Source organism: Aeribacillus composti (assembly GCF_007827555.1).
Taxonomy (GTDB): domain Bacteria; phylum Bacillota; class Bacilli; order Bacillales; family Aeribacillaceae; genus Aeribacillus; species Aeribacillus composti.
The window spans coordinates 1-14,165 of sequence record NZ_VISS01000047.1 but is presented as its reverse complement, the minus strand read 5'-3'; the positions used below and the strand labels follow the sequence as shown (position 1 = coordinate 14,165).

Below are 14,165 nucleotides of genomic sequence, written 5' to 3'. Positions count from 1 at the left end.
ACCCATACTTCATTTGGTTTCGTAACAGTAAAATGTTGGTTTAAGACATTTTCGTGGACCGGATGGTTATGTTTTGAGTTAGTGGTAGCCTTATGCTTTTTCACGGTACGAGACTTCATTCCCTCTTTGTTCATTATGCGGGAAACCGTCTTCTGTGAAACCTTAATGCCTTCATGATTAAGCTTTTTGGCAACCTTGGGACTCCCATACAGTTGGCGAGATTCGATATACACACGACGCACTTCCTGCGTCAATTCTTCTCGACGCTCTTGTCTAGCACTTTTGGGACGATCACGCCATTTATAATAACCGCTTCGAGAAACTTTCAATACTTCGCACATCTTCTCCAATCGGTAATCGAAGCGATGCTCATGGATAAATGAATCTTTTACCGATGGTCTTTCGCGAAGAAGTGCATCGCCTTTTTTAAGATGGAGTTTTCCTCCTCCAGATCCCGAATACGTTTCTTCAGTTCACGAACTTCGTGGTCTTCGGATCGAAACGTTTGGGTTTCTGTTATTTCAGGTTCTTGCTTATATTTTTTCATCCAGCCGTGAAGAGTATTTTCGTTAATTTTGAGCTCACGAGCCACTTGTGCAACGGATTTCGCTTCCTCCAAAATATAACGAACAGTTTGACGCTTAAAGTCTTCCTCGTACCGCCTTTGTTTTTTTGTCATGTAGACACCTCATTTTTCTCTATTATTACTATAATAATCTGTGTCTACTTTTTAGTCTAACATCATTAGTGGCGTTATCACTTTACCATGCATTGCAGCCAAACTCATAGTAGGCGGAACCATTATGAAGTCTGAATTAAAATGTTGGTAAAAACGATATATAAATTTTCTCGTAATTGCACTTTATTATTTGATACATCTGTTAGTTTTAAAATAAAAAAACTTGAAAGGCATAAAGCCAATCAAGGTTTTCATAATTGTTCTTAAATATTATCTAATACCTCATCTACTGACTCACCAAACAATTCTGGATCTTCTTTCTTTATATCTCCTAACAAATCTTTAATAATATTTCTTGTTTTGATGTCGATATTCTCCAAAACTTTTGCATAAATTGTACGTACATGGGGGTGATTTAATATTCTGTAATGTAAAATTTCTATCCATTCCCTCCCATAACTTATAACCGTTGGCACAGAAGTAGCAATTAGTTTTAACCCTTCCTCTATTTTATTCTTATATAAATGCTCAATAGTATGCACCAAGTTAAACATTACCTCATGGTGTTCAGTATTATCATCAAAAGCTAAAATTAAATCTTTAATAATTGAAACCTCACCATATTCATATATATTTTTTAAAGCTTGCTCAAATTCTTCCACTTGTTTTTCTGTCTTAAGCAGACGGTTATCGTATACCTTTTTTATTTCCGACTTAATATCCAAAAATATTCCCTCCTTAGCTGTTAGATTTAAATTAGAAAAAACTTGAAAGGCTTGTAGCCAATCAAGGTTTTTGTTCTAAATCAGTTACCTCCATCTCCAATTTATTTCCCAGTCTTCATACACAGCCGGCAAATAAATTCCTCTTTTATATTGATGATCATTCACAATAAACCAATTTTCATCCTTTAGCCATTCTTCATTATATTCACTCTCTTTAAAATCGTTTTCTTCATCCATCAGAGCCTTAAAAAACTCTTTAAACTTTACTATATTTTGATTAGGTATAAGTTTACCATACATCCACATGCCTTCAGTGTTGATATCTTGTATTTCGCCTAGACATTCATCTTGGAAATATAAAAACATAATATACTCACTCCTTAGGAGAAATTTTTATGAATTTGCTAGGTATCTCTCCTCTGATCAAATATTCATTGTCTCTTGTAGTCCAAGTTAACGCTCTATTTTTCCAAAAATCAGAAGAAGAGCTATCTCTCTCAATTAATTTTCGAATCTGTTTTGGGGATAAAATGGCTACATTTTTAACTTCTCCTGATCTAATCGCTTTTCTCAAAGAAGAAATATCTAATTCTATTAAGTAATCCCCATAATTTCCAATAATACCTTTATTACCAGTGAAACTAATATAAGGGCTATTTGATTTTGCTCCCCTTCTGTAACCTCCTAAAATATGCTCTATAACAGTAACTTGTCGATTTTTGTATATACCTTTACTATTTGCAGGAACTAAATTACCTGAATCTGATATAAATGGCTTACCAATTCCATTAGATCTTTTAGGTGAATGCAATAAACTATCTCCTCTATAAAGTTTACCAGTACCCTTATTATTGTTTTTAATTTGGCTTCTCTATTTCTCCTTCAACGGTTCATTATGTAAAAAATGACCCCAACTGTACTGGAGTCATCTTTAGCTGTATATGCATTTTGAACTGTCTATTTTTTGATGTCATAACTATACGAAGATAATAATTTTTAAATACTTAGTAAATTTTTTGTTTATACTACCCAATATTAAATTTAGAGGAAACATATTTTTAAAATTCCTGGTCCTTCCCCCCATTAAATTCTTTGGAATAAATATGTTCCGTGTAGATATTAAATAAAAAAACACTTTAATTCGTCTTCTGTTGCAACATTACTTCTAATTTATCTAACTCAATTACTAGTGGTTCATCGTAACTCTCAACTAAGTTGGTATCAAAATACGCTCTCAAGGCTCCTTTTAGCTTAGAATCTTTCCTTAATTCATCAATATTGCTATTGGTATTTACAGTTTCTGATAATTCTTTCAACTTATCTATTAATGTATCTAAAAATTTATGTTCCCTCTGACTTTTTTTTTCATAAACTAAATCCATAACCTTTTGTATTTGAATTTTAATATTATCCATTTCTTCGTTTTGCATAACAAAACCTCCTATTTTGAAGGTATTGGCCTAATTTCCTTTATCCATTCTAAAGAATAATTTAAAGGAAATTTGGTCAGCATCCCCTTTTAGAATACTACCGGTTTTAGTAATTTGTTTTTCAGCTCTGCCAATATTCAATATAGTTCCTTTTGGAACTTCAATTACGGCTTCATAGTTCCTCGTATTTTTCCATTCTGGGAGTAAAGCTAAGTCAATTTTAGTTTGTATCCTATTTACAGCCGGAGAAGTTGTAGCAAATGTTCCGCCTGCATCTGCATGCCCGCCAAATACTCTATAGACTGTAACATTCTCTTTTGTAATCACTGTTCTATAATTTGAATCTTTAAATGTAGTAGCAATACTCGAAGGTAAAGGCATTTTTTCAATTTCCTCTACCTGATTGTCAATACGAGTTGAGTAATCTTTTCCTTTTTCAACTGTTTTTTACCAGTACCCTTAGGAAATTATAAAAATGTACTTTATAAATGGGCGGCAGTTTCACTAACCATCACCCATTATATCAACTGACTTTCCGTTCAGGCATGATATAAGCGTGATGTTAGTCTAAAAATTGGACACGGAGAACAGGGAGATTATAATAAACTTAATTACAATAGGTTCGAGGTGTTCAATCATGAAAAAGAGAACATTTGATCAAGAATACAAGATTCAAGCTGTTGAGTTATGCTTGGAGGGGGACAAGTCCATCGCCCAAGTGGCAAAAGAACTAGGTTTGGCTTACAACACTCTTCATCGTTGGGTCAAAGAATACAAAGAAAGCAATGGAACAAGCTTTGTAGGTTCAGGCAACATCAAGCCACAAAATCAAGAAATCATCGAGTTACGCCGTCGCAATCAAGAGTTGGAGGAGGAATTAGCGATCCTAAAAAAGGCGTTAGGCATCTTCACCAGAAGTAATTTACGCCTTCATTTTTCAACACCATAATGAATTTCTTGTTGTGAAGATGTGCCAAGTTTTCGGTGTTTCAAGAAGTGGGTATTACGACTGGCTCAAGCGTGTGAAAAGTAAACAGAAAGAACGAAAAGAACAACTCACTCAACAAATTCGAAATGAGTATCTAAAGTCCCGTAAGATTTACGGAAGCCCAAAAATTACGCAAGAACTACGCAAACAAGGGATTCGTGTTTCTCAAAAGAATGTCGCTCGCATCATGAGCGAAGAAGGCTTGAGATCCATTACCGTCCGTAAATTCAAAGCCACTACGAACAGTAACCATCCTTACAACGTATATGCCAATCTATTGAAACAGAACTTCCAAGCAACGGCTCCTAATGAAATATGGATGGCAGATATTACGTACATTCCTACCGACGAAGGCTGGTTGTATTTAGCGAGTATCATGGATTTATATACTCGTAAGATTGTAGGATGGTATATCGATACACGAATGACGAAAGAGTTAGTCATCAAAGCGTTACAACGGGCTCTAAACAGCGAAAAACCAACGGGACGAGTGATTCATCATTCGGATCGTGGAAGCCAGTATGCTTCGAATGACTATCAGCGACTTTTACAGGAACATCATTTTCAAGTGAGCATGTCGAGACGTGGGAACTGTTACGATAACGCTTGTATAGAGTCATTTCATAGCCTCATCAAGAAAGAGTGCATTTATCTGAATCGATTCCGTACGCGAAAAGAAGCGAAACAAGCCATTTTTGAGTACATCGAATGCTTCTACAACCGCAAAAGAAGTCATTCAGCCCTTGGCTATGTATCGCCATGTGAATTTGAAGCTGCATATTACGCTAACCAGAGAAAAGTAGCTGCCTAAATTCAGCTATTTCTCTCTGTTTAACGTGTCCGTTTTCTTGACATAACACCACATAGAGTTTAAAATTTACTTTATCTTTTAAAAACTCCAAAACTAATGCTCTCATTGTCTTCGTTGTTCAAATAATCTACAACCATTAAAGTCTCTTGCTTAATGCCAATCCAAGTATAATTTCTTTTTAATAACTATCTTCAAATAGGCAATGAAATACTGTTACCTTTTCCTCTCTAAGTTCTAACGAAATATTAGGTACTTCTATTTCTAATAAGCTTTTTTCAAGAACTTCTATCCCCTCATTCTCTAATAATTTCAAAATATCTTTGCCGATTCGTTCTGTTTCTTCATCGAATGGCTGGTATTGTTCTTGCATTTCAATCTCTCCATCAACATATTCATACCTAACATATTTTATTGCTGCGAATGGAGCAATTGCCGAAATATAAACCAATAATCCGTTTAAATAAGTGTGTTCTCTGATATATGCTCTAAATTCATCCGTACCAATTTTTATCTTAGGATGGATCGAAGGCATAATATATAATGTGAAACATTTTGAATAATTAAAATCTGTTAAATTCTCAACGTTTATTCCTTTTATTTCATGAGTGATTTTATTAGCCCAAACATTAGTATCGACATAATTCAATAAAACATATCCAAAATCACCATGGTGATATAATTGTTCAATTGTATTTAATACATTTTGTTTCATGATATACCTCCGTTATTTTACTGGGTAACCATGGATGTTTCCTTTTTTATCCATATGAACTTTTACTCTAGTTTCTCCATTCACCCCAATTGGTTTGTGAAAGTCATAAATTTTAACACTACCATCTGGCTTAACTACAGTTCCCTTTACCCATGCTTCTTGAGTCAATTTAACTCCATCTTCTCCTTCTGGCCATTGAGTTTTCTTACCAGGCATACTATTAGGATGACCTAAAACATGCTTTCCTTGCTTACCAGCATCTACTTTTGGTGCTCCCGGAACGCCTGCATCCACCGTCCCTTGGCTTGGTAGCTTAACAGTTTTACCCGTACCCTTAGTGCCAAGTTCAACGCCATCGTTGCCTGCTTTACTTCCGCCTAAATTTACCCCCGTCTTCTCACTTAGATAAGCTCGAACTTTATTCTCCAATCCTTTGGTGTTTTCGGGCGGAACCTTAACATTCCCAACCCCTTCTATGGCCAATCCCATTTGCCGGCTTGGCAGGAGGTGTCTTAAGTTTGTTGCGGCGTTGTCTACGAACCGACCGACTTGCAACGCACCGTTTGCTGCGCCGGTTTTTAAATGCTGCGTCATTTCTTTCGTCCATGCCTTGGCACTCCTGATGCGGGCCAATATGCTGTTTTCCGCATGGACAACCAGGTCGCAGGCACGTTGTGATTTCTGGTGCAATCCAGCTTTCAAGCTTGTAAATAGCTTGGGATCCATTGCTTCTAGAAGAGGTGCGAACCGGGCGGCACTGCTGAATTTCGAAAGCGCGCTGATGCCAGGGACGATATCCAATGGGGCGAGGGCACCGCGGAATACTCTTTCGCCTGTTCCCAGTTTCCTCCCTGAAATCCAGTCTTTTCCGGTAACGGTCGAACTTAATTCCAGTGTACCATAAGCCACACCCAATGCCATCCCTGCCGGCGGACAAATGAATGAAGCGCCGACAATCACGGCAAGCGCCGTAATTTGTCCCCAGAATTCTTTATTCAACTGTCCGTCTTTGATCGATTCATACTGAAAAGCATGGGAATTCAATGTCGTCTGTATATATTCTTTTTTCGAAAAGTCTTGGCGGGTGTTCAGTTCTTTCCATGAGGCGTATTCCCGTTCCATTAGCCTGGCATAGTAGTTGCTGCCGCTGAACAGATCTTCCAGTCCGACCTCGGCTTTCGGCACTTCGATCGTCTCCTGTGAGCCATAAGTTCCTGGAACAACGATTGTTTCTTTTGCGCCGATGCGGTTTTTCGTCTTGATCTCTGATATCGATAAGTCGCGCATCGCTTCGACAAAAGCATCGATATCTTGATAAAACGGCTCATCGATGGTGCGGTCGACAATATCTCCGATGCGGCCGCTAAAGCGGTGCATGACAAGAAAATCCTCATATAAGCTTTGATATTGGCTTTTGCGATCGGTATGGGTGAAAGAGATGACACCGTCGCTGTCATATTTGGCGATGTCTGACTGGGCGTCTTCCAAAAGATCGCTGATATCTTTTAAATTGTCGATCATGCCTTTTCCCCATGCACCGACGCCGATCAGGTTGCCGATGCCTTTCTTGGTCCTTTCCCATTCTGAAGGTATATAGTTGACATTCACTGTATCCATGCCTCCGATTGAAACGAAATGGCTTCCATCAAGTGGAAAAGCTTTTTGTTTCATTATAAGACAGATAAAGGAATTTTTAGTAAATAGAAATGAAAAAGGGGAATTTTAAGAAAAAACTACCAAGAGGTTTCTAGATTATTTTCTTATTTAGGTAATAGAGACCGATTATATTGTATCGAATAAAAATGCCCTTTATGGAATATAGGACCAAAGCCGTATAAAGCAATTTTTATTATTTCCACTGTAAACTTGACAGGGGGAAGTTCAAAATTAGGAACTCTTTTATTAAATAAAGTACTTTTTCAGTGGTGACGATGTATACGGGCAACTTTTTTATTGACGAACTTGTATATACAGGTTAAAATAAAAGCATCTTGTATATACAAGTTTTGAAAGCGGTTAAAAGGAGAGTTCACAATGTTAAAAAAATGGTTTCGAAAAAAAGAGGAAACGCTCTTAGCACCTTTAACCGGAAAAATAGTCGAGATCGAACAAGTTCCTGATCCAGCATTTTCCCAAAAGCTCATGGGGGATGGAGTGGCTATTGATCCTGCAGACGGAATTGTCGTTTCGCCGGTCAATGGGGAAGTTATTCAATTTTTCCATACGAAGCATGCGATTGGTATTCGTTCTGAGACGGGACTGGAGCTATTGATCCACATCGGTTTAGACACCGTTATGATGAACGGTGAAGGATTTGTTGGACATGTGAAGGTCGGTGACAAAGTCAAGGCGGGCGACAGTTTACTGACATTCGATCTTGCATTGATCAAAGAAAAAGCAGCGAGCACGATCACACCGATTGTCATCACCAATATGGATGCCGTTCAATCACTCGAAAAGAAGTCGCTCGAAAGCGTGCAGGCAGGAACGGATTCATTTATGGTTGTCGTAGCAAAATAACACTTGTTTTGTAAACGATTACGGGGGGGATCATCATGAATATCAGCAAACAATCAGTTGAAAAGATTGTTGAGTCTGTTGGAGGAAAAGAGAATATTGTAGCGGCAACACATTGTGTTACCCGGTTAAGATTTGCATTAAAGGATGAGGGAAAAGTAAATAAAGAGGCTTTGGAAAGCATTGATCTCGTCAAAGGCTCCTTTTCGGCAAACGGTCAATTTCAAGTCGTGATTGGACAAGGGCTTGTTGATAAAGTGTACAACGAAATGGTGGAGTTGACGGGGATTGACCGCGCGACAAAGCAAGAGATTAAAGATGCAGCGGAAGCGAAGCTAAACCCGCTTCAGCGTGCGATTAAAACATTAGCTGATATTTTTATTCCGATTTTGCCGGCGATTGTGACAGCAGGTTTGTTGATGGGAATTAATAATATCCTGACAGGCCAAAATATTTTTTATGAAGGCAAATCATTTGTGGAAGTGCATAAAGAGTGGGCCGATCTTGCCAGCATTATTAACTTAATTGCCAATACGGCGTTCGTCTTTCTGCCAGGTTTAATCGGTTGGTCAGCGGTAACGAAATTCGGCGGCAGTCCATTGCTTGGTATTGTGCTAGGCTTAATGCTTGTTCACCCAGATTTGTTAAACGCATGGGGCTGGGGAGCAGCGAAAGAAGAAGGAAACATTCCTGTATGGAATTTGTTCGGATTGGATGTTCAAAAGGTAGGATATCAGGGTCAAGTATTGCCTGTGTTAGTGGCATCGTACGTGCTGGCGAAAACAGAGCTGTTTTGGCGTAAACGAATTCCCGATGCGTTTCAGTTGCTGTTAGTCGCTCCGCTTTCGCTGCTATTTACCGGTTTTTTAGCGTTTATTGCGATCGGACCGATTACATTTGCAATCGGCAACGGGATTACAAGTGTATTTGTTTCAGTGTTTCATAATGTTCCAGCAATTGGCGGGCTTCTATATGGAGCGATATATGCCCCTCTTGTTGTCACGGGGATGCATCATACGTTCTTGCCGGTTGATTTGCAGCTGATCACCAACACTGGCGGAACATTTTTATGGCCGATTCTCGTTCTTTCTAATATCGCTCAAGGTTCGGCGGCGTTAGCCATGATGTTTTTAGCAAAAGATGAAAAACTGAAAGGGCTGTCATTCACATCTGCCGTTTCAGCTTATTTGGGTATCACGGAACCGGCCATGTTTGGAGTGAATTTACGCTACCGTTATCCATTTATTTCTGCGATGATAGGAGCAGCAATTGGCGGAATGTTCATTACGCTCAATAAAGTGATCGCATTTTCTATTGGTGTTGGCGGTCTTCCTGGGTTTTTATCAATCGTTCAGCAAAAATGGGCGCCGTTTTTCATTGGAATGGCGATCGCGATTGTGCTGCCGTTTGCTCTAACATTTGTGTTAGGAAAAATTCGCAAAGATCATAATTAATAGAACTGTGTTCTAAATAATAAAATGAATAATCAAAGATTCATACCATTGGTGAATGACCGCCAATGGTATCGTTTTTCCCGATAGTCTCAAAATTATAAACGAGGTGATATTCATTGAAGCAACCATGGTGGAAAAAAGCCGTTGTTTATCAAATTTATCCGAAAAGCTTTAAAGACACGACGGGAAATGGAATAGGAGATTTGCAAGGGATTATCGAGAAATTAGACTATTTAAAGACATTAGGGATTGACGTCATTTGGCTGACGCCTATTTATGCTTCGCCGCAGCGAGATAACGGCTATGATATTAGTGATTATTTTAGCATTCATCAAGATTATGGAACAATGGAGGATTTCGAGCGTTTGCTTGCTGAAGCCCATCGGCGCGGTATCAAAGTGATAATGGACATGGTCGTAAACCATACCTCGACCGATCATGAGTGGTTTCAGCAGGCGCGTTCGTCAAAAGAAAACCGCTACCGCCATTTTTATATTTGGAAGGATCCTAAACCAGACGGCAGTGCCCCAACAAACTGGAAATCCAAATTTGGCGGATCGGCTTGGGAGTATGATGAGCAAACGGGACAATATTATCTGCACTTGTTTGATGTAACTCAGGCCGACTTAAATTGGGAAAATGAAGAGCTGCGCAAAACGATTTATGAAATGATGCATTTTTGGTTTCAAAAGGGAATTGATGGCTTTCGCTTAGATGTCATTAATTTGATTTCGAAAGATCAACGTTTTCTCGATGATGACGAATCCCTGCCATTGGGTGACGGCCGCCGATTTTATACAGACGGTCCGCGCATCCATGAGTTTTTGCAGGAAATGAATAGGGAAGTATTTTCTAAATATGATATTATGACAGTCGGTGAGATGTCATCGACCACCATTGACCATTGCATTCAATATACTAATCCAGCACGGAACGAATTGAATATGACGTTTAACTTCCACCATTTAAAGGTAGACTACCCAAATGGTGAAAAATGGGTGGCAGCTCCATTCGATTTTCTGGCTCTAAAACGAATTTTATCTACTTGGCAAGTGGAGATGAATAAAGGCGGAGGCTGGAATGCGCTCTTCTGGTGCAACCATGACCAGCCGAGAATTGTGTCGCGCTATGGCAATGATGGAGCATATCATAAAGAATCGGCGAAGATGCTGGCAACAGTTATTCATATGATGCAAGGAACACCATATATTTACCAAGGTGAAGAAATTGGCATGACCAACCCGAAGTTTGAGCGAATTGAAGAATACCGAGATGTGGAAACATTAAATATGTATAAAATTTTGCTTGAGCAAGGAAAAACAGAAGCAGAGGTGCTTGAAATTTTAAAATGTAAATCGCGCGATAATTCACGGACACCTATGCAATGGGACGACAGTCCGCATGCCGGATTCACAACTGGGACTCCTTGGATTCATGTCGCGCCGAATTTTAAAGAGATTAATGTGAAAAAAGCATTAGAGGATCCAACATCGATTTTTTACCATTACAAACGTTTGATTGAATTGCGAAAGAACTATGACATTATTACAACAGGAAACTATCAGCTATTGTTAGAGGATCATCCGCAAATTTTTGCTTATGTGCGCAATGGAGATGGTGAAAAGCTTCTAGTAGTGGCTAACTTTTTTGGCGGCCAAACAAAATTTGTTTTGCCGAATGAGCTTGATATAAACGGATATACAAGCCGTATCCTGCTTTCCAACTATAATGACTCTTCTGAACATGTACAAGAAATCATGTTGCGTCCATATGAAGCGATTGTGTATCATTTAACAAAATGATACTATACAATTCGGTGATGACTATGAAGGAAAATAAATTTATGGCGATTTACAACGACCTTTTGCTTCATATTCGCAAAGGCATTTTTCAGCCGAACGAAAAGCTGCCTTCTGAAAATGAATTGTCCCAGCGGTATCAAACATCGCGTGAGACGATTCGCAAAGCGCTCAATCTTTTATCAGAGCATGGCTATATTCAAAAAATAAAAGGAAAAGGTTCGATTGTGTTAGATGTAGGAAAATATGATTTTCCTGTCTCTGGACTTGTCAGCTTTAAAGAATTGGCGCAAAAAATGAACAAGCCGGCAAGAACGATCGTACATGAACTGGAATTGATCGAGCCTGATGAATATATTAAAAGACAATTGGAAACCGAAAATAAGGAAAAAGTTTGGAAAGTGATTCGTGCTAGGGAAATAGAAGAAGAGAAAATTATTTTAGACAAGGACTTTCTTTGCCAAAAATTCGTTCCAACATTGACGCGCGGCATTTGTGAAAATTCGATTTATGAATATGTCGAAAATGAATTAAAGCTTCGCATTAGCTTTGCGAAAAAAGAAATGTTTGTCGACCGAGTGACAGCTGAGGATCAAAAATATATGGATTTAAACGGCTACGAGCATGTAGTAGTGGTGAAAAATTTTGTCTACTTAGAAGATGCGAGCTTGTTTCAGTATACCGAATCGAGACATCGGCTCGATAAATTTCGGTTTGTTGATTTTGCGCGGCGTACTCATCACCCGGGGATGTCCGATAAGTCCTTAAAATGAAGCCAGTGGAGAAAAACGAGTTGTTTTTCTCCACTCAGCTTGTAGACTTGGTTGACAAGCTGACCTTGAAAGAGTGTCGAACACTCATTCAAGGTGTTTATAATTACTTATATTGCACGGCTCCTAGAAATCTAAACTGATGTTTTTTATTGATATTTCCATTATATTAAAAGTTATAAAGTAAAAGAACTGAGTTCGCTTCTTGATTTAAACGATCACCGCAAAACTCTATAAATTTTGGAATTATCTCCTCATCATAAGAAAAATGCTTATTTTGTTACCCCATGCATTAAAAATGGGTTTAATATTATAACTGTAGATGAGCAAAATCACTAACATAAATTTACATCGAAACAAAAAAGGAGACATGAACCCGATTCCTTGGTTAGAATAGCCCGCTTTTACTGTAGCACCGTTTTTCAGCTTTGATGAATAAGTCAAGTTGTACCCCACTTTTTGTTCTATTTTGGGCATTCTGAAGCTTTAAGGAATGTATTGTCCTTGTCCGACAATGATGTGATCGAGAATCTCGATGCCGATGATTTTTCCAACATCACCAAGTCGTTTTGTTACTTCTAGATCTTCACGGCTTGGTTGCGGATTACCGGAAGGGTGGTTATGCGCGACGATGCCACACGCACAACTTCGGCGAATTAAATATTTAAACGTTCATGCGGATGAACGATCGATGAATTCAATGAACCTACAAATACTGTTTCTCTAAACATTACTTCATTCTTCGTATTAAGCCCAACTACGACGAAATGCTCTTGTGTGTGATACTGCATATCTTTTAGATATTCGTACGCATCTTGTGGAGAGCGGATTGTAAAGCGATTCTCAATAGGTGTGGGATTCATCCGAGCGAGCTGTAATGCTGCAATGATTTGCTTCGATTTAACTTTGCCGATCCCTTTGATTAAAAGTAGCTCTTCTTCTGTTACTTCAAGTAGATCTTGAATAGATGGGAATCGGTTAAAAATTTCATTAACAACATAGCTGTCTTCTTTTTCACGTATTGTAGTTGCTAACAATGATTTAAATCTTAATTTATCGAATTGATTTGTCATGGTTAATTCCTCCGTTTTCACTAGAATTAAAAAAGGAGATACGATCGTCTCTCCAAATTGCAAATGATGACGTAGTTTACTAAAATGAAAGTGACTAATATTTGTGTAGATGAGTTCGTTGGTGGGGCTCATCTTTTTTTCTGCATTAAAAAAGCCCTTTGGATTTTGTTTTATCCAAAGAGCAAGTCACGGTATATTGCTATTTGTAACCCTCAAACCATATCACCACCTTTCAATGTTTTGATTTCAATAACAGCAGGTCTTGAATAAATGATGATGCTTGTTGTTTCGTTAGCTTTGTGCTGTGATCTACTTGGTACATTTGCATCATCAATTCTTTAACGGTATTCGGATGCATGTTCATTTCAGCAACTAATCGATAAATCATCTCGCGCTGTTTCGGTGTAGCAGGCTCATTATTATGTTTTATTTGAGCTTCTGCTAAGTCCTCGATATCTTGTGTGAAGATCCCACTGGCTCTTGTTGCGCTTAAAACAGCATCGATCAACGCTCGTTTCTTCGCCATTTTAAGGAATGTATTGACGAGTGTATAAGGATCTTGATGTACAAAGCTTTTTTCTTTACTATTGCATGATCCGATACCTTCAGCTTCCATCATTCCTGTTTGCTTGTTAATCAACGTGACTTTTACTTCATAAGTGAAAAAACCCTTCTCCCATTCTTTGATACGCCGAATGACGTCTACTTGTTTTGAGAAGCCAAAGGCATCACAAAGCTTTTCAGCACCCGGCTTTAGTAAGGTTGGCTTTGAATATCCTTCAACTCGTCCATAATCCACGCCTTCCTGCATCATCTGAGTTACAAAATCATTTAATGCCTTCATTCTTTCTTCAGCTTCTGATAGCGATATAGCAAGCTTTGGTACGATGCAGCTATGGTGGTTAACAGGATCTACTTTTAATTCATTGGAACCATCTTCTTTGCGAAGAAGATCATTATTTGTCACTTCTACTTCCTCCTTTGCATCTGAATGACAAAAAAGTTGAATGTTAGCTGAATCACCTCCCAAGAAATTGAGAAAATGTATGGTAGCCTTTTAAAGTAAGCTTCAATACTCGACCATGGGATTCGCTATTTTTCACAAGGAGCAATCCTCGTATACTAAGTTTCAGAAAGTTTTTTTATCGAATTTCCAGTCCGATACGCTCCTTGACAATCGCATATCTTGGGTGGTTGCCTTTGTGGG

General features: G+C 38.5%; 16 protein-coding genes and 1 pseudogene. 5 read left to right on the top strand and 12 right to left on the bottom strand.

Annotated features, from left to right (window positions below; genetic code table 11):
* The 7 genes from FB379_RS17420 to FB379_RS18870 all read right to left on the bottom strand — a co-directional run.
* A partial coding sequence (locus FB379_RS17420) for an IS3 family transposase (protein ID WP_144598514.1) occupies nucleotides 1-341 on the bottom strand: 341 nt, incomplete at its 3' end.
* Between the two features lie 47 nt (nucleotides 342-388).
* Nucleotides 389-679: a transposase gene (locus FB379_RS17415; protein WP_063388766.1), complete on the bottom strand. Its 291-nt coding sequence runs from the start codon at nucleotides 677-679 to the stop codon at nucleotides 389-391.
* Between the two features lie 263 nt (nucleotides 680-942).
* Nucleotides 943-1,404: an Imm30 family immunity protein gene (locus FB379_RS17410; RefSeq protein ID WP_011886783.1), complete on the bottom strand. Its 462-nt coding sequence runs from the start codon at nucleotides 1,402-1,404 to the stop codon at nucleotides 943-945.
* A gap of 84 nt (nucleotides 1,405-1,488) precedes the next feature.
* A complete protein-coding gene (locus FB379_RS17405; RefSeq protein WP_094245393.1) occupies nucleotides 1,489-1,770 on the bottom strand; it encodes a hypothetical protein in 282 nt (93 codons plus the stop codon).
* Nucleotides 1,771-1,777: 7 nt separating this feature from the next.
* Nucleotides 1,778-2,215, bottom strand: coding sequence for a hypothetical protein (locus FB379_RS17400; RefSeq protein ID WP_232515500.1), 438 nt, complete (start codon nucleotides 2,213-2,215; stop codon nucleotides 1,778-1,780).
* A 325-nt stretch (nucleotides 2,216-2,540) separates the two neighbouring features.
* Nucleotides 2,541-2,834 (bottom strand): hypothetical protein, encoded by a 294-nt coding sequence (locus tag FB379_RS17395; protein WP_066249852.1) that lies wholly within the window; start codon nucleotides 2,832-2,834, stop codon nucleotides 2,541-2,543.
* A 30-nt stretch (nucleotides 2,835-2,864) separates the two neighbouring features.
* A complete protein-coding gene (locus FB379_RS18870) occupies nucleotides 2,865-3,215 on the bottom strand; it encodes a hypothetical protein (protein ID WP_082829537.1) in 351 nt (116 codons plus the stop codon).
* Between the two features lie 256 nt (nucleotides 3,216-3,471).
* Here FB379_RS18870 and FB379_RS17385 point away from each other — a divergent pair.
* Nucleotides 3,472-4,633 (top strand): annotated as a pseudogene (locus FB379_RS17385) (IS3 family transposase).
* 178 nt (nucleotides 4,634-4,811) lie between these two features.
* On the opposite strand, the gene FB379_RS17380 reads toward FB379_RS17385, so the two are convergent.
* Together FB379_RS17380 and FB379_RS18595 are read right to left on the bottom strand one after the other, a co-directional pair.
* On the bottom strand, nucleotides 4,812-5,345 hold the full coding sequence (locus tag FB379_RS17380) for a hypothetical protein (protein WP_066249858.1): 534 nt from the start codon (nucleotides 5,343-5,345) through the stop codon (nucleotides 4,812-4,814).
* Nucleotides 5,346-5,357: 12 nt separating this feature from the next.
* The gene (locus tag FB379_RS18595; RefSeq protein ID WP_199757357.1) at nucleotides 5,358-6,722 is read right to left on the bottom strand and encodes a hypothetical protein; all 1,365 of its coding nucleotides are present in this window, start codon (nucleotides 6,720-6,722) and stop codon (nucleotides 5,358-5,360) included.
* Nucleotides 6,723-7,379: 657 nt separating this feature from the next.
* Between FB379_RS18595 and FB379_RS17370 the strand changes: the two genes are divergently transcribed.
* The 4 genes from FB379_RS17370 (at nucleotide 7,380) to treR (ending at nucleotide 11,888) form a co-directional block, all read left to right on the top strand.
* Nucleotides 7,380-7,865 carry a PTS sugar transporter subunit IIA gene (locus FB379_RS17370; RefSeq protein WP_063386461.1) on the top strand — a complete coding sequence of 162 codons (486 nt, stop codon included), beginning with the start codon at nucleotides 7,380-7,382 and terminating at the stop codon, nucleotides 7,863-7,865.
* A gap of 35 nt (nucleotides 7,866-7,900) precedes the next feature.
* On the top strand, nucleotides 7,901-9,316 hold the full coding sequence (gene treP / locus FB379_RS17365; RefSeq protein ID WP_144598513.1) for a PTS system trehalose-specific EIIBC component: 1,416 nt from the start codon (nucleotides 7,901-7,903) through the stop codon (nucleotides 9,314-9,316).
* 116 nt (nucleotides 9,317-9,432) lie between these two features.
* Entirely contained in the window at nucleotides 9,433-11,118 is a 1,686-nt protein-coding gene (treC, locus tag FB379_RS17360; protein ID WP_063386459.1) for an alpha,alpha-phosphotrehalase, read from the top strand.
* 23 nt (nucleotides 11,119-11,141) lie between these two features.
* The gene (gene treR / locus FB379_RS17355; protein WP_144598512.1) at nucleotides 11,142-11,888 is read left to right on the top strand and encodes a trehalose operon repressor; all 747 of its coding nucleotides are present in this window, start codon (nucleotides 11,142-11,144) and stop codon (nucleotides 11,886-11,888) included.
* A 483-nt stretch (nucleotides 11,889-12,371) separates the two neighbouring features.
* Here treR and FB379_RS19065 read toward each other — a convergent pair whose 3' ends face one another.
* The 3 genes from FB379_RS19065 to FB379_RS17340 all read right to left on the bottom strand — a co-directional run bounded on the left by FB379_RS19065 (nucleotide 12,372) and on the right by FB379_RS17340 (nucleotide 13,925).
* Nucleotides 12,372-12,518, bottom strand: coding sequence for a JAB domain-containing protein (locus FB379_RS19065; protein WP_277874817.1), 147 nt, complete (start codon nucleotides 12,516-12,518; stop codon nucleotides 12,372-12,374).
* A 23-nt stretch (nucleotides 12,519-12,541) separates the two neighbouring features.
* The gene (locus FB379_RS19060) at nucleotides 12,542-12,958 is read right to left on the bottom strand and encodes a JAB domain-containing protein (protein ID WP_277874816.1); all 417 of its coding nucleotides are present in this window, start codon (nucleotides 12,956-12,958) and stop codon (nucleotides 12,542-12,544) included.
* 232 nt (nucleotides 12,959-13,190) lie between these two features.
* Entirely contained in the window at nucleotides 13,191-13,925 is a 735-nt protein-coding gene (locus tag FB379_RS17340; protein ID WP_144598510.1) for a hypothetical protein, read from the bottom strand.
* Nucleotides 13,926-14,165 lie beyond the last annotated feature (240 nt).